This is a genomic window from Ramlibacter sp. MAHUQ-53 (assembly GCF_052600055.1).
The window spans coordinates 383,568-406,426 of sequence record NZ_JBQWTS010000001.1 but is presented as its reverse complement, the minus strand read 5'-3'; the positions used below and the strand labels follow the sequence as shown (position 1 = coordinate 406,426).

Below are 22,859 nucleotides of genomic sequence, written 5' to 3'. Positions count from 1 at the left end.
CGAAGTGGCTCAGGCGCCCACCGTCTGGCGGGCGTCCTCGGAGTGGGCGAAGTAGCGGGCGGTGAGGTCGTCGCTCAGGCGCAGCGCACCGTCCACGCACTGCTGCAGGAGCGCCAGCAGGCGCGCCGGGCGGCCGTCGGCGTCACGCTCGCACAGGGCCTGCAGCGTCCACGACTGCGGGTCGGGCAGCACCTCGGCCAGGCCGGCCGCACCCTCGTCGATGCGGGCGAGGCGGCCACGCAGGGTCTGCGTGACCCAGCCCAGCGAGCGCGGGTTGTCGCGGTCCAGGACCAGCAGGTCCAGCAGCGCCGGGATGTCGTGCCGCTTCTGGTACAGGGCCTGGAAGGTGATGGTGCTGTCGAACAGCGCCAGCAGCGCCTCGAAGCCGGCCTCGTCGGTCACCGCGCCGGTCTCGAAGCCCTCGGACAGGGCCGAGGCCAGGAAGGCCAGGCGCTCCAGGTGGCGGCCGGTGGACAGCAGGCGCCAGCCGTTGTCGCGGGTCATGCGGTCGGTCTGCGCGCCGGTCATGGCGGCCATGTGGCCGGACAGCTGCTCCAGCACCCGCACCGCCTCGACCGGCGCGTACTCGCCATGCCGGGTGCACTGCCCGCACCCGCGCAGGAACTCCTGCTCGGCGCGCACGATGAGGTTCCACTGCTCCAGCGAGAGGCGCTCGCGCACCGCCGAGGCGGCCGAGCGGATGCCGCCCAGGTTGAAGCCCACGCTGGTGGCCTTGCGGGTGTCGGCCAGCGCCGCGATCAGCGAGCGCTCGAACACCCGGCGCGACTGCGTGGCCGGCGGCACGCCGGGCAGGAGCAGGGCGTTGCCGGCGGCCATCGCGCTGACCCAGGCGAGCAGGGGCTGCGAGTCCTGGTCCTCGCCGCCGAGGGCGTCCAGCGCGAGGCGGGCCAGGCGCGCGGTGTTCTCGGTGCGCTCGGTGTAGCGCCCCAGCCAGAAGAGGTTCTCGGCGGCGCGACTGGTGACCACGCGGCTGCGGTGGGCCACGGCGGCGGCCGCGTCGGTGCTGGCCTGCGGCAGCAGGGTGGTGCGGTCCACCTCGCCGTCGGTCATGACCCAGGTGTCGGCGCTGCTGCCGCCGCGTTGCATGGAGGCGGTCTCCTGCGTGGCGCCGGCCAGGCGGGTCAGGCCGCCGGGCAGCACCCGCCAGCCGCCCGCGCCGTCGGGCACGGCGAAGACCCGCAGCAGCAGCGAGCGCGGCGCCAGCCGCTCGCCGTCCCAGGTGGGCATCTGCGACAGCGGCAGGTAGGCCTGCACGGTGTGGTCGTCCGGGTTGCGCAGGATGCGGCCGGCCCATTCGTCGAGCGCGCGCCGCGGCAGCGTGTGCCCCAGCACCGCGCCCGCGCCCGGCGCGGTGTAGGTGGGCTTGATGACGCTCTTGCCCAGTTGCGGCAGCACCGCCTCCATCGCCGCGCGCTCGCCGCACCACCAGGTGTGCAGCGAGGGCAGCTGCAGCTCCTCGCCGAGCAGGTGCTTCGACAGCGCGGGCAGGAAGCCGAGCAGGGCGGTGGACTCGAGGAGGGCCGAGCCGGGCTGGTTGGCCACCAGCACGTTGCCCGCGCGGATCGCCTGCAGCAGGCCGGGCACGCCCAGGCGCGAGTCGGCGCGCAGTTCCAGCGGGTCGAGGAATTCGTCGTCCAGGCGCTTGAGGATGCCGTGCACCGGCTCCAGCCCGCCCAGGGTCTTGAGGTACAGGCGCTCGCCGCGCACGGTGAGGTCGCTGCCCTCCACCAGGGTCAGGCCCAGGTAGCGCGCCAGGAAGGCGTGCTCGAAGTAGGTCTCGTTCCAGGGGCCGGGCGTGAGCAGCACGATGCGCGGCTCCTCGCCGCCGGCGCGGTCGCAGGGGCTCAGGGTGCGCAGGCTGTCGGCCAGGGCGCCGTAGCTGGCGGCCAGGCGCTGCACGCGCAGGTCGGCGAAGGCCTCGGGAAACAGGCGCGAGATGACCAGCCGGTTCTCCAGCAGGTAGCCCAGGCCCGAGGGCGCCTGCGTGCTTTGCGAGACCACCCACCAGCGGCCCTCGGCGTCGCGCGCGAGGTCGAAGGCGGCGATGTGCAGGTGCCGCCCGCCGGCGGGCGTGGCGCCCTGCATCGGTCGCAGGTAGCCGGGGTGGCCGTGCACCAGGGCCGGGGGCAGCAGGTTGCCTGCCACCAGGCGCTGCGGGCCGTAGACGTCGGCCATCACCTGCTCGAGCAGGCGCATGCGTTGCAGCACGCCGGTCTCGATGCGGCGCCAGCTCTCGGGCGTGAGGATCAGGGGGAACAGGTCCAGCGACCAGGGACGCTGCGGGCCGTTGGCGTCGGCGTAGACGTTGTAGGTGACGCCGTTGTCCCGCACCTGGCGCGCCAGGTTGAGGGTGCGCCGGTCCAGGTCGGCGAAGCCCTCGGCGCCGAGGTGCTCGAAGAAGCGGCTCCAGGCGCGCGTGGGCAGGTCGGTGGCGGCCGGCGAACTGCGCCCGCGCAGTTCGTCGAAGCGGCCGGGGGCCGCGGGCTGCGCCAGGGTCGCCGCCAGGGCGGCCGGGGCCTCGTGCGCATCGCCGTCGAAAAGGGAGTCGTTGGTGCCTTCCACGTCGGTCGGGATTGTGACAGGCGCGGCGTCGTGTCAGTCGTAGCTGAGGGTGTAGACCAGGTCCACGCCCGCGCGGTCGCCGGCCTCGGCGCGCAGGGTGAGGTGGCGGGTCAGGTCGTAGAACACGTAGAGCGTGCCCAGGGCGCCGCCCAGGCTGCGCTCGTACGCCGCATAGAAGTTGCGGGCGAAGCGCTTGCCCAGGGTGATGGCCGCGCCGCTGCTGCCCTCGCGGCGCACCGAGAGCTCGTCCAGCCCCAGGCGGGTGGCGATGCCGCCGCCCGCGCCGGTGCGCTGCGCCAGCAGGCCCAGGGCGGCCTGCTGCACCAGCGCCGCCTCGGCCCCGCCGGCCGGCGCCGCCCGCCCCAGCACCAGCCAGGACAGCTTCTCGCCCTCGGGCAGGTCGGGCTCGGCATACAGGCGCACCGTGGGCGACTGCGCCCGGCCGGTGACCAGCACGCCCACCTTCTGCACCAGGTTGGGCCGCACCGCGAGCAGGTCCAGCGCCGGGTTGTCGGGGGCGCCGGTGAAGCGCAGCACGCCGCGCTCGATCGCCAGGGTCTGGCCGTAGGCCTGGTACTCGCCCTCGAGCACCTGCACCGTGCCCGCCAGGCGCGGCTGCGCCAGCGACTCGCCGCTGACGGTGACCTCGCCGCCCAGGCGCACCGCGGCGCCCAGGCCCTGGAGGCGGAAGTCGCCGCCCAGGTCGATGTCCACCCCCAGCCGCAGGGCCCGGGCCGGGGCCGCGGGCCGGGCCTGCGCGCCGAGCTGCACGCCGGCGGGCAGGTTGCGGACCACCACGTCGCTGCCCAGGGCCGGCGCGCCGCGATCGGGCAGGGTGATGCGGGCGCGGTCCACCCGCAGCCGGCCGGCGAGGGCGGCCTCGCGCCCGTCGAGCGAGCCGGTGAGGGTGCCGGAGACGGTGAGCTGGCGGTCGGTGCGCACGCTGGCGCGCAGCTGCTCGAGGCGGGCCTCCAGCCGCAGCGCCGGCGCGCCGGCCTGCCAGCGGCCCTCGCCGCTGGCGCGCAGGGTGCCGCCGCCGGCGGGGCCCTGGAGCAGGAGCTCGTCGACCACCAGCCGGGTGTCGTCCAGGCGCGCGCGCAGCCGGCCGCCCTCCAGCGCGACGCCGTCGACCACCGAGCGCAGGCCCAGGTCGTCGGCCGAGAGCGGGCCCTGCAGGCGCGGCTGCCCGCGCGTGCCGGAGAGGGCGAGGTCGGCGGCGAGGGAGCCGCGCAGGCGCCGGCCGGGCGGGGCCAGCACCGACCAGGCGCCCATGCGGGGCAGCCGGGCCTGCAGGCGGCCGGTGAGCGGCGCCTCCTGCGGCCAGGTCCAGCCGGCGGCGCCGCCAGGGGCCAGGCGGGTGGCCAGGTCGGCCTGCAGCGCGCCGGCGCGCTCGCTGTCCCAGCGCGCGGCCAGGCGCACGGCCTCGCCCTGGCTGTCCAGGGTCAGGCGGGCCTCGCGCACGCCGGCGGTCACGCGCGCGGGCGTGCCCTCGGCGGTCTCCGCCAGCAGGGTGACGTCGCCGCTGGCGCGGGCCAGCTCGGCGCGCAGGCGCAGGGCCTGCGCGAGGTGCAGGTCCCAGCGGCCGTCGAGCAGGAGGTCGCCGGCGGGCGGGGCCATGCCCGCCAGGGCGCTCCACGACAGCGGCAGGCCGGTGACGCGCCCGGCGGTGTGCAGCTCGCCGCCGCCCCAGCGCGCGGGCTCCCAGGCCACCAGCGCCTGCGTCGGGCCGGCGCCGCCCAGGGGCGGGGCGGTGAGCGTGGCCTGGCCGGCGCCGACGGCGAGGCGGCCGTCCGCGAACTGGAGGGTGACGGGCTGGCGGGCCTGCAGCTGCCACTCGCCCGCGGTGCGGGCGGGGTCGGCGGCGGCGAGGTGGAAGGTGTCGATGCGGCCTTGCCAGGCGCTGCCCGCGCGGGTGCCGGTGGCGGACAGGGCGAGGCGGGCGCGGCGCGGCCCCTGCGCCGCCCGGGCCTGCAGGCGTGCCTCCAGGGCGGGGGCGTTCCAGCCGCCGCGCCAGCCCAGGTCCAGGCTGGCGTCGCCGCTGGCCAGGGCCCAGCCCGGGACCGCCACGCCGGGCAGGCGGGCCAGCCAGGCCTGGGCCGCGGCAAGCTGGGGCACGCGCAGCGTGAGCTGGCCGGCGCCCCGGTCCGGCGCGAGGCGGCCCTCGGCCTGGGCGGACAGGCCCGGCGCCTCCAGCCGCAGGCGGCCTTCGCCGGCGCGCGCAGCGGGCTGCAGGTCCAGCGCGCCTTCGAGCACGGCGTCGGCGGCGCGAACGCGCAGGCGCGGCAGGGCCAGGCGCTGGCCATCCCAGCGGCCCTGGGCGTGGAGGGTTTCGAGCGACAGGGCGGCACTGGCAGCTGGCACCGGGGCAGGGACCGGGCCCGGGGCCGGGCGAGGCGCGGCAGCGGAGGCTGCGGATGCGGATGCGGATGCGGATGCGGATGCGGATGCGGATGCGGAGGCAGAGGCAGAGGCAGAGGCAGAGGCAGAGGTCCGGCGCGCGCCGCGCAGGTCGGCCTCGAAGTCGATCGCGCGGGCGTCCCCTTGCGCCGTCAGGCTGCCGGAGAGGGGGTGCGAGGCGAGCGCGCCGTGCAGGGCGGCCGGGTCCACGCCGGCGACCTCGGCCTGCGCGCGCCAGCGGCCGGGGCCGGTCCAGGCGCCCTCGCCGCGGGCGGTGCCGCCCCCCAGGTCGGCCTGCAGGCTGCGTACCAGCAAGGTGCCCGCCCGCCACTCGCCCCGGGCCTGCAGGCGCGAGACGGGCAGCGCCCTGCGGTCCCAGGGGCCCGGGCGGGCGTTGGCCAGCTCGGTGTCCAGGGCCCAGCCCGCGCCGGCCGGGGCGAGGTCGAGGCGGCCGCCCAGCGCAGTGCCCGGCGCCTGCGGCCACAGGGCCGCCAGGTCGATGTTGCGCAGCCGGGCGCGGGCCTGCGGCAGGGCGGGGGACTGCCACGGCGCCAGCGTCGCCTCCAGGTCGGCGGCGGGGGCGGCGTCGCCGGCCTCGCGCGCACGCAGGCGGGCCTGCAGCTCGAGCCGCGCGAGCGGGCCGCGGGCCTCGGCGTCCAGGGCCAGGGCCTGCGGCCGGCCCCCGGGCGGCGCGGCCTCGACCTGGCCCTCCAGGCGCAGCTGCAGCGGCAGCGGCGCGGTGTCGCCCAGCGTGGCCTCGCCGCTGTAGCGGCCCCGGGCGACGAGGACCTGGCGCAACTTGGCCAGGTGCCGCCCGCCGGCGTAGCGGTAGTGGCCGGCGAGGTCCCGCGTCTCGAAGGCGGGCGGGCCGTGCCAGCGCAGGCGGCCGAGGTGGATGTCGTCGATGGTGACGGCCAGGGGCAGCTTCAGGTCGGCCGGCGGCGCCGGGGCGGCGGCGGGACGCTCGTCGCGCACCTCCAGCAGCGCGACGCGCAGGCGGGCCAGGTGCAGCCGGCGCTCGCGCAGCAGGTCCAGCGGGGACCAGGCGAGGTCCACGCCCTCGGCCTGCACCTGCAGGCCGTCCTGCGACCACTGCAGCCGCCGCGCGCGCAGGCCCTCGCGCAGCGAGCCCTCGAGCCCCTCGGCCTGCAGCCCCAGGGGCTGGGCCCAGCGGGCCCAGGCCCAGGCCAGCGAGCCGGGCGTGCCGGACCACCACCACAGCGCCCCGGCGGCGATGGCGAGCAGGGCCGCCAGCGCCAGCAGGGCGTCGTGCAGCCGCCGCAGCCCGCGCAGCACGCTCAAAACACCACCCCCACGCTCAGGTGCAGGCGCGGGCGGCGGGTGCGCGAGGCCCAGGCGATGTCGGCGCGCAGCGGCCCCACCGGGCTGGCGTAGCGCACGCCGGTGCCCAGGCCGTAGGCCAGGTCGGCAAGCCGGCCGGCGCGGTCGCCCACCGAGCCGGCGTCCAGGAACAGGGTGTGCTCCCAGGGCGTCGCCTCGCCGTCCCTGCGCACCGGGCGCTGCCACTCGACGCTGCCGACCGCGAGGTAGCGGCCGGCGCTCACCGTGCCGCCGGCGCGCTCGACGCCGATGTCCCGGTAGCCGTAGCCGCGCACCGTGGTGTCGCCGCCGGTGCGGAACAACTGGGTCGAGGGCACGCGGGCGTCGCCGCGCGTGAGCACCGCGCCGCCCTCGGCGCGCAGCTGCAGCCGGCCCGTGGGCAGCGGCAGCAGCCACAGGCCGCGGGCCACCGTGCGCTGGAACGGGATGTTGCGTCCCGCCAGGGTGACGCCGCCGCCCAGCTCCAGGCCCACGCCGAAGCCGCGGGTGGGCTGCACGCGCTGGTCGAACCAGCGGCCGGTCCAGGCCAGGCCGGCGGTGAGGGCGGTGCCGTCGCCGGCTTCCTGGTCGACGATGCCCGCGATGTCGTGCACCGTGGCCCGGTCGAACTGGGCGAAGACATTACGCTCGATGCGGTCACCCGCCTCGCTGCGGCCCACGCGCAGGCGCTGCGCGAGGGTGACCTGGGTGTCGTCCTCCTGCCGCTCGGCCCGGGCCAGCACGCCCCAGCGCCAGCCGGCGGCGTCGGGGATGTCGGTCCACTCCGTCTCGGCGGACCGGGCGCGCCGTTCCAGCTGCACGCGGGTGGCGGCGCGCCAGCCGAGGCCGGGCACGCGGTTGTGCCGGTGCTCCAGCGACAGGCGCGGGCCGCGGTCGGTGGTCAGGCCCAGGCCCAGCACCACCCGCTGCATCGGCGCCTCGCGCAGCTGCACCTGCACCGGCGCGGCGCGCGGGTCGCTGTCCGGGTCCACGTAGAGGAAGGCCGAGTCGAAGTAGCCGCTGCCGGCCAGCCGCAGCTGGGCCTGCACGAGTTCGTCCTGGTCGTAGTCGGCGCCTTCCCTCAGGCGCGCCAGGCGGGGGACGATGCGCGGGTCGTAGCGCTCCAGGCCGGTGACCTGCAGCGGGCCGAGGGAAAAGCGCGGGCCGGAGTCCAGGCGCAGGCCGAGGCGGGCGCGCGAGGCGGCGGCGTCCACGTCGGCCTCGCCGTGGGCGATGCGCGCACGCAGGTAGCGGCGCGCGGTGAGGGCTCGGGTGGCCTGGGCCTTGGCCTCGTCCCAGGCCTCCTGCGTGAAGCGCTCGCCGGGGCGCAGGCGCCAGCCGGCGCGCAGGTCCTCGCGCTGGGCGACGGCGCCCGGCTCGATGGTGGCGGCGATGTCGCCCTCGAAGGCGATGGCCACCGCCTCGACCCGCGTGGCCTCGCCGGGCTCGACGCGGATCGTCACGCGCGGCGGGCGGGCGGCGGCGTCGGTGGCCAGCGAGAGCGAGGGCGCGAAGTAGCCCTGCGTCGCCAGGAGCTCGCGCGCCTCGCGCTCGGCCAGTACCAGCAGGCGGGCGAGTTCGGCCTCGTCCAGGTCGCTGACCTCGCGGTAGCGGCCCAGGGCCAGGTGCCGCGCGAGCAGCTCGCGCACCGGCGCGGGGGCGCTGATCTCCAGCGTGAACGCGGGGACGGGCGCCGGCGCCCCGGCCTGCGCCCGGGCCTCGCCGGCCGCCAGGGCGGCGGCGAGCACCAGGCCTGAGAGGCCTGACAGGCCTGCGCGGCCCGCGAAGCCCGCGAGGCGGGCGAGGCGGGCGAGGCGGGCGAGGCAGTGGAAGCGGTGGCGGACGGGTCGGGGCATCAGGTCAGCATCGCAGGGCCGGCCGCGGTCCTGCGTAGGAATGGCCTGATTGTCCCCGCACTGCGGCCCGGCCCCGGCAGGCCGGGCTCAGCCGGCCGGCGGCGTGCGCAGGTCCAGCGTGAAGGGGAACTCCCGGCTGCCCGGCACGCCGATGGTGGCCGGCGCCACGGCCAGCCGGCCCGGGGTGTGGCCCATGCGGAAGAAGCGCGCGAGGCGGCGGCTCTCGGCCTCGTAGGCGTTGACCGGAAAGGTCACGTAGTTGCGGCCGCCCGGGTGGGCCACGTGGTACTGGCAGCCGCCCAGGGAGCGGCCCATCCAGGTGTCGACGATGTCGAAGACCAGGGGCGCGTGCACGCCGATGGTGGGGTGCAGCGCCGAGGGCGGGTTCCAGGCGCGGTAACGCACACCCGCCACGAACTCGCCGGCCACGCCGGTGGGCTGCAGGGGCAGGGCGTGGCCGTTGACGGTGATGGCGTGGCGGCTGTCGTTCAGGCCGGTGACCCGCACCTCGATGCGCTCCAGCGAGGAGTCGACGAAGCGCACCGTGCCGCCGATCGCGCCTTCCTCGCCCATCACGTGCCAGGGTTCCAGCGCGGTGCGCAAGGTCAGCTCGATGCCGCGCGAGGCGACCTCGCCCACCAGCGGGAAGCGGAACTCGAAGTGCGGCGCGAACCAGGCCGCGTCGAAGGCGAAGCCGGCCTCGCGCATCTCGGCCAGCACGTCGTGCAGGTCCATCTGCACGAAGGCGGGCAGCATCCAGCGGTCATGCAGCTGCGTGCCCCAGCGCGTGAGCGGGGCCCGGTACGGCGTCTTCCAGAAGCGGGCGACCAGGGCGCGGATCAGGAGCTGCTGGACGATGCTCATTCGCGCGTGTGGCGGCATCTCGAAGGCGCGCAGCTCCAGCAGGCCCAGGCGGCCGGTGGCGGAGTCGGGCGAGTACAGCTTGTCGATGCAGAACTCGCTGCGGTGGGTGTTGCCGGTCACGTCGACCAGGATGTTGCGCAGCGTGCGGTCCACCAGCCAGGGCGGCATGTGCTGGGCATGCACGAGGCGGTTCCGCTCGATCTCCTTCATCGCGATCTCCAGCTCGTACAGCTGGTCGTTGCGCGCCTCGTCGACCCGCGGGGCCTGGCTGGTGGGGCCGATGAACAGGCCCGAGAACAGGTAGGACAGCGAGGGGTGGTTGTGCCAGTAGGCGACCAGGCTGGCGAGCAGGTCGGGCCGGCGCAGGAAGGGCGAGTCGGCCGGCGTGGCGCCGCCCAGGACGAAGTGGTTGCCGCCCCCGGTGCCGGTGTGGCGGCCGTCGGTCATGAACTTCTCGGCGGTGAGGCGCGTCTCGAAGGCCGCCTCGTAGAGGAACTCGGTGTGGTCCACCAGCTCGCGCCAGTTGCGCGCCGGGTGGATGTTGACCTCGATCACGCCCGGGTCGGGCGTGACCTGCAGCAGCTTCAGGCGCGCGTCGCGCGGCGGCGGGTAGCCCTCCAGCACGATCTTCACGCCGAGCTCCGCGGCGCTGGCCTCGACCGCGGCCAGCAGGTGCAGGTAGTCCTCCAGGCGCGCCAGCGGCGGCATGAAGACGTACATCACGCCGCTCTTGCCGCCGTGGTCCTTCTCGGCCTTCGGGCCGTTGGCGCGCTGCGGGTCGCGCACCTCCACGCACAGCGCGGTGCGGGTGATCCAGTGGGCGGATTCGAAGCGCGCCGGCTGGCGGGCGAAATCCGCGGGCTCGGGCTGGCGCGGGGCGGAGCCGGAGCCGGAGCCGGAGCCGGCCGCCGGCGCGCCGCCCTGCATCGCCACCGTGCCGCCCTCGGCGAAGCCGCCGCCGGCCGCTTGCGGCGTGTACTGCGCGCGGATTCGGGCCGGGTGGGGCAGTTCGTCCCGCGCGGCGTAGTGGTCCTGTTCGACCAGGTACGGATAGTCGGCCTGGCTGACCCAGGGCAGCGAGTCCAGCGGCAGGCGGTAGCCAATGGGCGAGTCGCCCGGCACCAGGTACATGCGCTCGTCGCGGAAGAACCAGGGGCCGGTGGACCAGGCCGGGCCGCCCCGCGCCGGGTGGACGCCCTCGGCCTGCAGCGGCAGCACGTAGCCCACTACCGTGTCCAGCCCCTGGCTGAAGACGCGGCGCAGCCGCTGGCGCTCGAGCTCGTCGTCGAGCCGGGAGTCGAACGGGTCCACGTTCACCGGCAGGCGGCGCTCGCGCCACAGGTAGTACCAGGCGTCCTCGTGGCCGGGGGTGACGAATTCGTCGGTGAGCCCGAGGTTGCGGGCCAGGGTGCGGATGAAGCGCCCGGCGTCCTGCGTCGTGTAGCGGTGCGTCTCGCGCTCGTCGGCGAACAGCGCCGGGTCGTGCCAGCAAGGCAGGCCGTCGGCGCGCCAGAAGATGGACAGCGCCCACCGGGGCAGCTGCTCGCCCGGGTACCACTTGCCCTGGCCGAAGTGCAGGAAGCCGCCATGGCCGTAGGCCTTGCGCAGCTTGTCCACCAGGGCGGTGGCGTAGCCGCGCTTGGTCGGGCCCAGGGCGTCGGTGTTCCACTCGGGCGCGTCGCGGTCCGCGGTGGCGACGAAGGTGGGTTCGCCGCCCATGGTCAGGCGCACGTCGCCCTCCTCCAGGGCGCGGTCCACCGCCTCGCCCAGGGCCAGCACGCCGGCCCACTGGTCCTCGGTGTAGGGCTTGGTCACGCGCGGCGATTCGTGGATGCGCGTGATCTGCATGGTGTGGCCGAACCGGACCTCGGCCTCGTCGACCAGGCCCTCGATGGGCGCGGCGCCCGAGGGCTGGGGCGTGCAGGCCAGGGGGATGTGGCCCTCGCCGGCGAGCAGGCCCGAGGTCGGGTCCAGGCCGATCCAGCCGGCGCCGGGCAGGAACACCTCGCACCAGGCGTGCAGGTCGGTGAAGTCGATGCTGGTGCCGCTGGGGCCGTCCAGCGATTTCACGTCGGGCGCGAGCTGGATCAGGTAGCCCGAGACGAAGCGCGCGGCCAGTCCCAGGTGCCGCAGCAGCTGCACCAGCAGCCAGCCCGAATCGCGGCAGGAGCCGCTGGCCTTGTCCAGCGTCTCCTCCGGCGACTGCACGCCGGGCTCCATGCGAATGAGGTAGCCGATGTCCTGCTGCACCCGCTGGTTCAGCGCGACGAGGAAGTCGATGGTGGGGCGCTCGCTGCGGTCGATGCGGTCCAGGTAGGCCTGCACCCGGGGGCCGGCCGGCTCGGCGGCGAGGTAGGGGGCCAGCTCCTGCGCCACGCCCGGCTCGTAGCGGAAGGGGAATGTCTCGGCGGCGGGCTCGAGGAAGAAGTCGAACGGGTTGTAGACCGCCATTTCGACCACGATGTCCACCGTGACCTTGAATTCGGTGGTCTTGTCCGGAAAGACGAGGCGGGCCTGGTAGTTGGAGAACGGGTCCTGCTGCCAGTTGATGAAGTGGCCGGCGGGCTCGACCTTCAGCGAATACGACACCACCTTGCTGCGGCAATGCGGGGCCGGGCGCAGGCGCACGACCTGCGGGCCGAGCTGCACCGGACGGTCGTACGTGTAGTGGGTGACGTGGTTCAGGGCGGCATGGATGGACATGCAAACCATGCTAGCAAGGGCCGGACCAAGCGCCTGGCCCGCGGCCGGCGGCGGGTGTCGTCAGGCGGCGCCTGCAGGCTGCCGGCGCCGGGCCAGCACCGACTCCAGCGCCGCGATGTCCACCGGCTTGGTCAGGTGGTGGTCGAAGCCGGCCTCGGCGGCGCGGCGCTGGTCGTCCTCGGCGCCCCAGCCGGTGACCGCGACCAGCAACGCTGCGGTGCCCAGCGGCCCGGCGCGCAGGCGCTGGGCCACCTCGTAGCCGGACAGCCCGGGCAGGCCGATGTCCAGCAGCACCACCTCGGGGCGCCAGCCCGGCGCCAGGGCCAGGGCCGCCGGGCCGTCGTGGCAGGTTCGCACCTCATGGCCGGACAGCGAGAGCATCATCGCCAGGCTTTCCGCGCCGTCGACGTTGTCGTCCACCACCAGGATGCGGCGGCCCGTGCCGGCGCCCGCGCCGGCGGCTCCGGTCGCCGGCGCAGGCGCGGCGGCTGCCGGCGGCGCGGCCAGCGGCAGGCGTACGGTGAAGCGGCTGCCCTGGCCCAGCCCGGCGCTTTCCGCGCCCACCTCGCCGCCGTGCAGTTCCACCAGCTGGCGCACCAGCGACAGGCCGATGCCCAGGCCGCCCTGGGCCTGGGCCAGGGTGCCGCCGGCCTGGGCGAACAGGTCGAACACCCGGGGCAGCATCTCGGCGCTGATGCCGGTGCCGTCGTCGGTGACGCGCACCGCGGCGTGGCCGCCCTCGTCACGCGCCGACAGGCCGATGTGGCCGCCCGCCGGCGTGTACTTGGCCGCGTTATTGAGCAGGTTGCTCACGACCTGGGCCAGGCGGGTGAGGTCGCCGTCGACCCACAGCGGCTCGGGCGGCACCTGCAGCGCCAGGTGGTGGCGGCTGTCCTCGAGCGCCGGCCGGCTGGCCTCCAGCGCGTTCTCCAGCACCGCCTGCAGGGTGATGCGCTCGATGCGCAGGTCGACCTTGCCTCGGCTGATGCGCGAGACGTCGAGCAGGTCGTCGACCAGGCGGACCATGTGGGCGAGCTGGCGCTCCATCATGTCCCGCGCCCGGGCCGCCGGGCCGGCGAGCTGGCCGCTGCGGCGCAGGACCTCGAGGCCGTTGCGGATCGGGGCCAGCGGGTTGCGCAGCTCGTGCGCCAGGGTGGCGAGGAATTCGTCCTTGCGGTGGTCGGCCTCGCGCAGCGAGGCGACCAGGCGGGCGTTGTCCAGGCAGGTGGAGGCGATGGCCGCCATCTGCACCAGCACCGCCTCGTCCGCCGGGCCGAAGGGGTCCCCGGGGCGGCCGGCCAGGCGCACCTGCCCCAGGGCCTGGCCGCCGGGGCCGGCCAGGGACGCGGCCAGGCGGGCGGCGTCGGGGCCGGGCGCCTCGTCGCCAGCCTGCGAGAGCGCCTCCACCGCCCGCGCGCCCGGCCCGGCCGGCGCCAGCGAGGTGGCGGCGTGCTGCGCGCCCAGGATCTCGCGGGCCTGCTGCGTGAGCACATGGGCGATCTCCTCGGCCGAGAGGCTGGCGTGCATCAGGCGCGCGGCCTCGGCCATGCGGGCCAGCAGGCGGGCGTGGCGGCGCTCCTCCTCGAGCAGGCCGGCCAGGCGCTTCTCGACCCGCTTCTGCTCGGTGACGTCGGTGGACACGCCGCACACCGCATAGGGCTGGCCCTCCTCGTTGACCAGCGGAAACTTGCTCGACAGGTAGGTCACCGGCCGCCCCCGCAGCCAGGTGGTCTCCTCGGCGACCATGAGCCGGCCCGAGGCCAGCACCTGCCGGTCGTTGCGGCGCAGGGCCTCGGCGGTCTGCGGGCCGAAGACGGCCTCGTCGGTGGCGCCATGGGCCTGCTGCTCGGTCAGCCCCATGCGCTCGCGCCAGGCGCGGTTGGTGAGGAAGTAGCGGCCCTCCAGGTCCTTGGCGAAGACCAGCGCGCCGGCGCCGTCGATGATGGTCTGGGTCAGGCGCTGGGCATGCCGCAGCTGCTCCTCGGCCTGCTTGCGCGCGCTGATGTCCACGTGGCTGAGGATCAGGCCGTGGCCGTGGAAGGGCCGGCGCGCATGCATCAGGAACCAGCGCGGCGGCTGGCCGGGGCAGGGGCGGGCGTGCTCCACCACGCACTCCTGGCCCTGGCCGGCGAGCAGGGCGCGCAGGGCCTGGAGGATCTCGCCGGCGCCGGCGTCGCCCGACGCGGCGGCGCGGTGGCAGGCCTCGAGGTAGTTGGCCCCGACCTGCGCCCCCGGCAGGCCGCCGCCGGGGCAGTCCCGGCTGAAGCGCTCCCAGGACTCGTTGGCCGCCCGCACCGCGCCCTCGTCGTCGAGGACCAGCACATGCTGGGGCAGGGAGTTGAGCACGCCCCGGGCGAAGGCCTCGCTGCGCTGCAGGGCGGCGTCGCGCTCGCGCAGCTCCTGCTCCATGGACCAGCGCACCAGGGCGTTGTCGACCGCGCGGGCCAGCACGTAGGGGCTGAGCCAGCCCTCGCCGATGTAGTCCTGCGCGCCGGCGCGCAGCAGGCGCGGGCCCAGCTCGCGGCCGGTGCCGGGCGTGATGACCACCACCGGGCACGCGGTGACCCCGCCGTCGCCGGCGAGGCGGGCGACCAGGTCCAGCGGGTCGGTGCCGGCCAGTGGCGCGGCCAGCAGCAGGTGGCCGGGCGGCGCCCCGCAGGGTTCGCTGCGCGCCAGGTGCAGCGCCTGCTCGCCGTCGGCGGCCGGGTGGATGGCGCAGGCGCGGGCGGCCCCGCTGCGCAGGAGCTCGCCGACCCATTCACGGTCCTGGGCATCGCTGCCCGCGAGGATGACCTTCAGCGGCTGGGCGCGGGGCGCGGCTGGCATGGGCGGTGGTCCGTCGGTTAGGAAAAAGGGATCTGTTTTCGCGCGGGGCCCGGTATTCTTCGGCCGCCCCGGGCCTGCCGGGACAGGGGAGGGCCATGCCATCGACGGGACGCGCGGGATGGGTGCTGGGCGGGTTGCTGCTGGGTCCTGCCCTGCAGCTGCGGCAGCCGCTGCTGTGGGAGGCCTGGGCCTACCTGCTGGCCGGGGCGGGCGGGCTGCTGCTGGCGGTCCTGGCGATCCGGGCGGCCCCGGCCGCGCGCTGGCCGGGGTGCGCAGGCGCCCTGTTGCTCGCCGGCTTCGCGGGCCTGGCCTTCGGTATCACCGGCCTGCGCGCCTGCGCCTTCGAGGCCCGGGCCCTGCCCGCGGACCTGCAGGGCCGCGACCTGCGGGTGGTGGGCGTGGTGGCGGCGATGCCCCAACCGGGGGAGCTGGGCCCGCGCTTCGTGTTCGCCCCCGAGGCGGCCTGGCGGGGCACCGAGGCGGTGCGCCTGCCGCCGCGCATGTTGCTGTCCTGGTATGAACGTTCGTATGCGGCGCGCACCACGGCGGTGCCTGGCCCGGCGGAATTGCCCGTAGCCGGGGACCGCTGGGAATTCACCGTACGGCTGAAGGCGCCGCATGGCGCGCGCAACCCCCATGGCGGCGACGCCGAGCTGTGGTTCTGGTCGCAGGGCCTGCAGGCCACCGGCTACGTGCGCGACGGCCCCGGCACGCCCGCGCGCCGGCTGGGCCGCACCCACCGCCACGACCTGGAGCGGGCGCGCCAGTCGGTGCGCGACGCGCTGCTGGCGCATGTGGCGGCGCCCGCCGAGGCCGGCGTGCTCGCCGCGCTGGCCGTGGGCGACCAGGCCGCCATCGACCGCGCCGGGTGGGACCTGTTCCGCGCCACCGGCGTGGCCCACCTCGTCAGCATCTCGGGCCTCCACGTGACGATGTTCGCCTGGGCCGCCGCGGCCGCCGTGGGCGCGCTGTGGCGGCGCAGCGGCCGGCTCTGCCTGGCCTGGCCCGCGCCCTCGGCGGCCCTGGCCGGCGGGGTGGCGCTGGCGGCGCTGTACGCCGCCTTCAGCGGCGGCGGCGTGCCGTCGCAGCGCACTGTCTGGATGCTGGCCACGGTGGCCGCGCTGCGGCTGGCCGGCCGGCGCTGGCCCTGGCCGCGCACCTGGGCGCTGGTCGCGGCGGTGGTGGTGACGGTCGACCCCTGGGCCCTGCTGCAGCCGGGCTTCTGGCTCAGCTTCGTCGCGGTGGGCGTGCTGTTCGCCACCGGGGACGGGGACGGAACCGCGCCGCCGGCCGCCTCCCTCCCGGGCCGGGCCCGCGCCCTGCTGCGCGAGCAGGCGGTGGTCACGGTGGCCCTGGCGCCGCTGGGCCTGCTGCTGTTCGGGCAGCTCTCGCTGGTGGGCCTGCTGGCCAACCTGGCGGCCATCCCCTGGGTGACCCTGGTGGTCACGCCGCTGGCCCTGGGCGGGGCGCTGTGGCCGGGGCTGTGGTCCGCCGGGGCCTGGGCGGTGCAGGCCCTGCTGGCCGTGCTGCAGGTGCTGGCCTCGGTGCCCCTGGCCGTGCTCTCGGTGGCCGCGCCGCCGCTGCCGCTGGCCGCGGCGGCCCTGCTGGGCGGGCTGCTGCTGGTGCTGCGGCTGCCCCTGTCGCTGCGGGCCCTGGGCTTGCCGCTGCTGCTGCCGGTGCTGCTGTGGCAGCCGGCCCGTCCGGCACCGGGCGAGGTGGAACTGCTCGCGGCGGACATCGGCCAGGGCAACGCGGTGCTGGTGCGCACCGCGCGCCATTCGCTGCTCTATGACACCGGCCCCCGCTACAGCGCCGAGGGCGATGCCGGCCACCGGGTGCTGGTGCCGCTGCTGCGGGCGCTGGGCGAGCGGCTGGACGTGGTGGTGGTGAGCCACCGTGACAGCGACCACAGCGGCGGCGCCCCCTCGGTGCTGGCGCAGCAGCCGCAGGCCCGGCTGCACAGCTCGGTCGAACCGGAGCACCCGCTGGCGCAGGCCCATGCGCCGGTGCGCTGCGAGGCCGGCCAGCGCTGGGCCTGGGACGGCGTCGTGTTCGAGTTCCTGCACCCGCGGGCCGCCGACTACGCGCACCCGGGCCAGCCGCCCAATGCCCTGAGCTGCGTGCTGCGGGTGCAGGGGGCGGGCGGGTCGGCCCTGCTGGCCGGCGACATCGAGGCGCCGCAGGAGCGCCGCCTGCTGGCCGACGGCGCCATCACCCCGGTGGACCTGCTGCTGGTGCCGCACCATGGCAGCAAGACATCGTCCACGCCCGGCTTCCTCGACGCGGCCCGGCCCAGGCTGGCGCTGGTGCAGGCGGGCTGGCGCAACCGCTTCGGCCACCCGGCACCTGCGGTGGTGGCGCGCTACGAGGCACGCGGCATCGAGGTGGTCGCCACCCCGGCCTGCGGCGCGGCGCGCTGGAGTTCGGCCCGGCCGGGGCAGGTGGGATGCGAGCGCAACCAGTCGCGACGATACTGGCAGCACCGGCCCTGAGAACCGCGGCGCGACGGGGCGGCATCCCCGGCGCGCGACCTGGATCAACCGGAGGCGGCCCGGATATTGCTAACCTGCTGCGAGGAGTTGTTAGCGCATGCAGAGATTTGACGAAATGCTCGCGCGCCTGCCCGGCACCGGCGCGGTCGCATTCAAGGACGGGTCCATCGACGCCGTCCGCCCGCACTACGAGGCCTATGCCCGCTGGCTCGCCCGCCAGCCGCAGGAGGTGATGCAGGCCCGGCGCGAGGAGGCGGAGATGATCTTCCGCCGCGTCGGCATCACCTTCGCGGTCTACGGCGCGAAGGACGAGGACGGCTCGGGCACCGAGCGCCTGATTCCCTTCGACCTGATCCCCCGCATCATCCCCGCCCACGAGTGGCGCTGCATGGAAAGGGGCCTGGTCCAGCGCGTCACCGCCCTGAACCGCTTCCTGCACGACGTCTACCACGACCAGGAGATCCTCAAGGCCGGCGTCATCCCCGCCGAGCAGGTGTTGAACAACGCCCAGTTCCGCAAGGAGATGATGGGTGTCTACACCCCGCACCGGGTCTACTCGCACATCGCCGGCGTGGACATCGTGCGTGCGCCCAATGCCCAGGGCGAGGGCGAGTACTACGTGCTCGAGGACAACCTGCGCGTGCCCTCCGGCGTGAGCTACATGCTGGAAGACCGCCGCATGATGATGCGGCTGTTCCCCGACCTGTTCAGCCAGCACCGCGTGGCCCCGGTCATGCACTACCCGGACCTGCTGCTGGAGACGCTGCGCGCCTCGGCCCAGCCCGGCGCCAACGACCCGACGGTGGTGGTGCTCACCCCCGGCATGTACAACAGCGCCTACTTCGAGCACGCCTTCCTGGCGCAGCAGATGGGGGTGGAGCTGGTCGAGGGCCAGGACCTGTTCGTCAAGGACCGCTACGTCTACATGCGTACCACCCGCGGCCCGCGCCGCGTGGACGTGATCTACCGCCGCGTGGACGACGACTTCCTCGACCCCGCCGTCTTCCGCCCCAACTCCACCCTCGGCTGCCACGGCCTGGTGGATGCCTACGCGGCGGGCAACGTGAGCATCTGCAACGCCATCGGCACCGGCGTGGCGGACGACAAGTCCATCTACCCCTACGTGCCGAAGATGATCGAGTTCTACCTGGGCGAGAAGCCGATCCTGAGCAACGTGCCCACCTTCATGGGCCGCAACCCCGAGGACCTGAAGTACATCCTGGCGAACCTCAAGGACCTGGTGGTCAAGGAGGTCCATGGCGCCGGCGGCTACGGCATGCTGGTCGGCCCGGCCTCGACGAAGCAGGAGATCGAGGACTTCCGCAAGGCGGTGGAGGCCAAGCCCGACGGCTACATCGCCCAGCCCACGCTGAGCCTGTCGTCCTGCCCCACCTTCGTGGACAGCGGCATCGCGCCGCGCCACATCGACCTGCGTCCCTTCGTGCTCTCGGGCCGGCAGGTGCAGATGGTGCCGGGCGGCCTCACCCGCGTGGCGCTCAAGGAAGGCTCCCTGGTGGTCAACTCGTCGCAGGGCGGCGGCACCAAGGACACCTGGATCCTGGAAGACTGAAGAACGACAAGGAGGCCCCCCATGCTGTCACGCACTGCCGACCACCTGTTCTGGATGTCGCGCTACACCGAGCGCGCCGAGAACACCGCCCGCATGCTGGACGTGAATTACCAGACCTCGCTGCTGCCGCAGTCGGCCGCCGTCGCCCAGCTCGGGTGGAAGGGCCTGCTGTCCATCAGCGAGCTGGTGCCGGCCTACCAGGCCAGGCACGGCGAGATCACGCCGCAGGCGGTGATGGAGTTCATGGTCAAGGACGAGGCCAACCCGTCGTCCATCATCTCCTGCCTGCGCGCCGCCCGGGAGAACGCCCGGGCCGTGCGCGGCTCGCTCACCACCGAGGTCTGGGAAACCCAGAACCAGACCTGGCTGGAGGTGAACCGCATGATCCGCGCCGGCGAGTTCGAGAAGGACCCGGGCCAGTTCTTCGAGTGGGTCAAGTTCCGCTCGCACCTCTCGCGCGGCGTGACGGTGGGCACCATGCTGATGGACGAGGCCCTGCACTTCATGCGCCTGGGCACCTTCCTCGAGCGCGCCGACAACACCGCGCGCCTGGTGGACGTGAAGTTCCACGCCGTGCACAGCGACTTCTTCGGCGCCGCCACGCAGCAGGACCAGGAGTACGACTTCTACCACTGGAGCGCGATCCTGCGCTCGGTCTCCGCCTTCGAGATCTACCGCAAGGTCTACCGCGACGTGATCACGCCCGAGCGCGTCGCCGAGCTCCTGATCCTGCGCCCGGACATGCCGCGCTCGCTGCACGCCAGCATGAACGAGGTGGTGGCCAACCTGGCCATGATCACCAACGACCAGTCCGCCGAGACCCAGCGCCGCGCCGGCCGCCTGCGCGCCGAGGTGCAGTACGGCAACATCGAGGAGATCCTGGCCACCGGCCTGCACGCCTTCCTCACGCAGTTCCTGGACCGCGTGAACGAGCTGGGCGTGCGCATCAGCCGCGATTTCCTCGTCCCGGCCCTCGCCTGAGCCACATCCGGCAACGCAAGTTGCCGCCGATGCGGGGACCCGCCGCCCGCTGACACTCCCGCGGCGGGGTTTGTGACTACGCTGGGAGCCTGAGCCCGCTGTGCGTCACGCTGGCGAGGCAGGCCATGTCCGACCCCGCTGCACCCCCACCCCCGCCGACCGGGCCGCTGCCCGAGGGCCACTACTGGCAGATCGTCGCCAGCGCGATCGACTACGCCATCGTCGCCCTGACGAAGGACGCCTGCGTGACCAGCTGGAACCTGGGCGCGCAGCGCATCACCGGCTGGAGCGAGGCGGAGATGCTCGGGCAGGGCGTGGAGCGGCTGTTCCTGCCCGAGGACCGGGAGGCCGGCGTGCCCGGGCGCGAGTGCGCGCTGGCCCTGAAGGACGGCCGCGCCATCAACGAGCGCTGGCACCTGCGCAAGGACGGCAGCCGCTTCTGGGCCTCCGGCGAAATGATGCGGCTGCTCGGCGATGACGGGCAGGTGCGCGGCTTCCTCAAGATCGTGCGGGACCGCACCGAGCAGCGCCAGCAGGCCCTGGACCTGCAGTTCCTGGCCCGCGCCAGCGAGGCCCTGGCCGAGATCACCGACGTGCCTTCCACGCTGGAGCGCATCGCCCACTTCTCCGTGCCGCATTTCGCCGACTATTGCTCGGTGGACGTGCTCGAGGCCGACGGCCAGCTGCGCCGGGTCGCCTTCGCGCACGGCGACCCGACCCGCCGGGCGCAGGTGGTGGCGCTGCATGAGCGCCTCCCGCCCGACCCGCAGACCCGGGGCGGGACCTGGCATGTGCTGCGGACCCGGCAGCCGGTGCTCGTGCCGCGGCTCACGCGCGAGGTGCTGGCGCAGGCCATGCCCTCGACCGAGCGGCGCGAGGCGGTGCTGGCGCTGGGCCTGCACTCGTACATCGCGGCGCCTCTGGTGGCGCATGGCCAGGCGCTGGGCGTCCTGAGCTTCGCCACCGCCGAATCGCAGCGCACCTACGGCGAGGCCGACCTGGCCCTGGCCGCCGACCTCGCGCGCCGCGCCGCCGTCGCCCTGCAGAACGCCCGCCTGCTGCGCGCCCTGCAGGAAGCCGACCGGGCCAAGGACGTGTTCCTGGCCACGCTCGCCCACGAGCTGCGCAACCCGCTCGCGCCGATCCGCAACGGGCTGTCCATCCTGCTGCGCGTGCCCGGCGACCGGGGCCGCGTGGAGCAGGTGGGCTCGATGATCGAGCGCCAGGTCGGCCAGCTCTCGCGGCTGGTCGACGACCTGCTCGATGTCTCGCGCATCGCCACCGGCAAGCTGGAGCTGAAGAAGGAGCCGACCAGCCTGCTCCCGGTGCTGGCCACGGCGTTGGAGATGAGCCGGCCCCACATCGAGGCGGCGCACCACCAGCTGGTGCTGTCCTTCACCAACGAGCCCACCGAGCTGCTGGCGGACCCGGCACGCCTGGCGCAGGTCTTCGCCAACCTCCTGAACAACGCGGCGCGGTACACGCGGCATGGCGGGCGCATCGAGGTGGCGGTGGAGGCGCAGGGCGAGCAGCTGGTGGTGCGCGTCCGCGACAACGGCGCCGGCATCGAGCCGGCGATGCTGCGGCGGGTGTTCGGGATGTTCACCCAGGTGCCGCAGCAGGACGAGCGCCGCCAGGGCGGCCTGGGCATCGGGCTGTCGCTGGTGGACGGCCTGGTGCGCCTGCACGGCGGGCGGGTCGAGGCGCGCAGCGAGGGGCCGGGCCGCGGCAGCGAGTTCGTCGTGTGGCTGCCGCGGCTGGCCCGCGGGCCGGCGCCGGCCCGGGAGGCCGACGCGCAAGCGCCGCCGGCCGCTGCCCCCGACGCGCCCGCGACGCCTGCCGCCCGGCGCGTGCTCGTCGTCGACGACAACATCGATGCCGCCAGCACCGTGGCGGACCTGCTGTCCATGTCCGGCTGCGAGGTCGACGTGGTGCATGACGGCGAGCAGGCCGTGGAGCACGCGCGCAGCTTCCGGCCCGACGTGGTGCTGCTGGACATCGGCCTGCCCGACATCAGCGGCTACGAGGCCGCGCGGCGCATCCGCCAGCTGGCGGGCGTGCGCCAGCCGCGGCTGATCGCGCTCACCGGCTGGGGCCAGGCGCAGGACAAGCGCCTGGCCGCCGAGGCCGGGTTCGACCAGCACTGGACCAAGCCCGTCGAGCCGCAGCGGCTGCTGGACCTGGCGGCGGCGGTCTGACTCCCACCGGCATTCCCGCCGACATTCCCGTCGGCATCCGCGTCGACATATCGCAAGGAGGTCGCCATGAAGGACAAGCCCGGCATCGAGCGCCAGCGCGAGCTGCAGCGCCAGCAGGACGAGAAGGACCAGGGCCGCGCGCAGGCGCGCCGGCAGGAGCAGGCAGGCGAGGGCCCGCGCGAGCCGCGGGCGGTGCAGGCCGGCCCGCAGCCGCAGCCCGAGCAGCTGCCCGCGCAGCACCTGCCGCGGCCGGCGCAGGAGGCGGACATGGAACTCAAGCCGCGCTTCCTCGCCCCCGACTACCGCGGCAGCGGCAAGCTCGAGGGCATGGCCGCCCTGGTCACCGGCGGCGACTCCGGCATCGGCCGTGCGGTGGCGGTGCTGTATGCGCGCGAGGGCTGCGACGTGGCCATCGTCTACCTCGCCTCGCACGACGACGCGCAGGAGACGAAGCGCTACGTCGAGGCCGAGGGCCGGCGCTGCGAGCTGATCCCGGGCGACGTGACCGACTCGGCCTTCTGCCGGGAGGCGGTGGCGCGCACCCTCGAGGCCTTCGGCCACCTGGACATCCTCGTGAACAACGCCGCCTTCCAGCTGCACGCGCATGCCATCGCCGACGTGAGCGACGAGCGCCTGGAGGAGACCCTGCGCACCAACGTCTGCGGCTACTTCTACATGGCCCGGGCGGCCGTGCCCCACCTGCAGCGCGGCGCCTCCATCATCAACACCGGTTCGGTGGTGGGCCTGCGCGGCAGCGGCGAGCTGCTGGATTACGCGGCGACCAAGGGCGCGATCCATGCCTTCACGCTGTCGCTGGCGCGCAGCCTGGTCGACCAGGGCGTGCGGGTCAACTGCGTGGCGCCGGGGCCGGTGTGGACGCCGCTGAACCCGGCGGACCGCGAGGCCGGGGCGGTCGCGAAGTTCGGCCAGTCCACCGACATGAAGCGGCCCGCCCAGCCCGAGGAACTCTCGCCGGCCTATGTCTTCCTGGCCGCGCCCTGCTGCGCCAGCTACATCACCGGGCTGGTGCTGCCGGTCACGGGCTCGGTGGGGGCGTCGTGATCGGGCC

Annotated in this window: 10 protein-coding genes; 5 read left to right on the top strand and 5 right to left on the bottom strand. The window is 75.1% G+C overall.

Annotation, left to right across the window (positions count from 1 at the left end; all coding sequences use genetic code 11):
* Positions 1-9: 9 nt before the first annotated feature.
* From ACT80S_RS01765 to ACT80S_RS01745, 5 genes are all read right to left on the bottom strand, one after another.
* Positions 10-2,583: a circularly permuted type 2 ATP-grasp protein gene (locus ACT80S_RS01765; RefSeq protein WP_377411835.1), complete on the bottom strand. Its 2,574-nt coding sequence runs from the start codon at positions 2,581-2,583 to the stop codon at positions 10-12.
* Positions 2,584-2,616: 33 nt separating this feature from the next.
* Positions 2,617-6,276 carry a translocation/assembly module TamB domain-containing protein gene (locus ACT80S_RS01760; RefSeq protein WP_377412616.1) on the bottom strand — a complete coding sequence of 1,220 codons (3,660 nt, stop codon included), beginning with the start codon at positions 6,274-6,276 and terminating at the stop codon, positions 2,617-2,619.
* 2 nt (positions 6,277-6,278) lie between these two features.
* On the bottom strand, positions 6,279-8,156 hold the full coding sequence (locus ACT80S_RS01755) for an autotransporter assembly complex protein TamA (RefSeq protein WP_377411833.1): 1,878 nt from the start codon (positions 8,154-8,156) through the stop codon (positions 6,279-6,281).
* A gap of 87 nt (positions 8,157-8,243) precedes the next feature.
* Positions 8,244-11,723 (bottom strand): transglutaminase family protein, encoded by a 3,480-nt coding sequence (locus ACT80S_RS01750; protein WP_377411831.1) that lies wholly within the window; start codon positions 11,721-11,723, stop codon positions 8,244-8,246.
* Positions 11,724-11,783: 60 nt separating this feature from the next.
* A complete protein-coding gene (locus ACT80S_RS01745) occupies positions 11,784-14,549 on the bottom strand; it encodes an ATP-binding protein (protein ID WP_377411828.1) in 2,766 nt (921 codons plus the stop codon).
* 95 nt (positions 14,550-14,644) lie between these two features.
* On the opposite strand from ACT80S_RS01745, the gene ACT80S_RS01740 reads away from it, so the two are divergent.
* From ACT80S_RS01740 to ACT80S_RS01720, 5 genes are all read left to right on the top strand, one after another.
* Entirely contained in the window at positions 14,645-17,041 is a 2,397-nt protein-coding gene (locus ACT80S_RS01740) for a DNA internalization-related competence protein ComEC/Rec2 (RefSeq protein ID WP_377411826.1), read from the top strand.
* A gap of 97 nt (positions 17,042-17,138) precedes the next feature.
* Entirely contained in the window at positions 17,139-18,611 is a 1,473-nt protein-coding gene (locus ACT80S_RS01735) for a circularly permuted type 2 ATP-grasp protein (protein WP_377411824.1), read from the top strand.
* Positions 18,612-18,632: 21 nt separating this feature from the next.
* Entirely contained in the window at positions 18,633-19,592 is a 960-nt protein-coding gene (locus ACT80S_RS01730; RefSeq protein ID WP_377411821.1) for an alpha-E domain-containing protein, read from the top strand.
* Positions 19,593-19,717: 125 nt separating this feature from the next.
* Positions 19,718-21,790: a hybrid sensor histidine kinase/response regulator gene (locus ACT80S_RS01725; protein WP_377411819.1), complete on the top strand. Its 2,073-nt coding sequence runs from the start codon at positions 19,718-19,720 to the stop codon at positions 21,788-21,790.
* Positions 21,791-21,856: 66 nt separating this feature from the next.
* Positions 21,857-22,852, top strand: a complete 996-nt coding sequence (locus tag ACT80S_RS01720) for an SDR family oxidoreductase (RefSeq protein ID WP_377411817.1) — start codon at positions 21,857-21,859, stop codon at positions 22,850-22,852.
* Positions 22,853-22,859: the final 7 nt, after the last annotated feature.

What these genes read in the sequence shown, in the direction of transcription:
- ACT80S_RS01755 (WP_377411833.1), bottom strand. Translation starts at nt 8,156, where the DNA reads ATGCCCCGACCCGTCCGCCACCGCTTCCACTGCCTCGCCCGCCTCGCC.
- ACT80S_RS01750 (WP_377411831.1), bottom strand. Translation starts at nt 11,723, where the DNA reads ATGTCCATCCATGCCGCCCTGAACCACGTCACCCACTACACGTACGAC.
- ACT80S_RS01745 (WP_377411828.1), bottom strand. Translation starts at nt 14,549, where the DNA reads ATGCCAGCCGCGCCCCGCGCCCAGCCGCTGAAGGTCATCCTCGCGGGC.
- ACT80S_RS01740 (WP_377411826.1), top strand. Translation starts at nt 14,645, where the DNA reads ATGCCATCGACGGGACGCGCGGGATGGGTGCTGGGCGGGTTGCTGCTG.
- ACT80S_RS01735 (WP_377411824.1), top strand. Translation starts at nt 17,139, where the DNA reads ATGCAGAGATTTGACGAAATGCTCGCGCGCCTGCCCGGCACCGGCGCG.
- ACT80S_RS01730 (WP_377411821.1), top strand. Translation starts at nt 18,633, where the DNA reads ATGCTGTCACGCACTGCCGACCACCTGTTCTGGATGTCGCGCTACACC.
- ACT80S_RS01725 (WP_377411819.1), top strand. Translation starts at nt 19,718, where the DNA reads ATGTCCGACCCCGCTGCACCCCCACCCCCGCCGACCGGGCCGCTGCCC.
- ACT80S_RS01720 (WP_377411817.1), top strand. Translation starts at nt 21,857, where the DNA reads ATGAAGGACAAGCCCGGCATCGAGCGCCAGCGCGAGCTGCAGCGCCAG.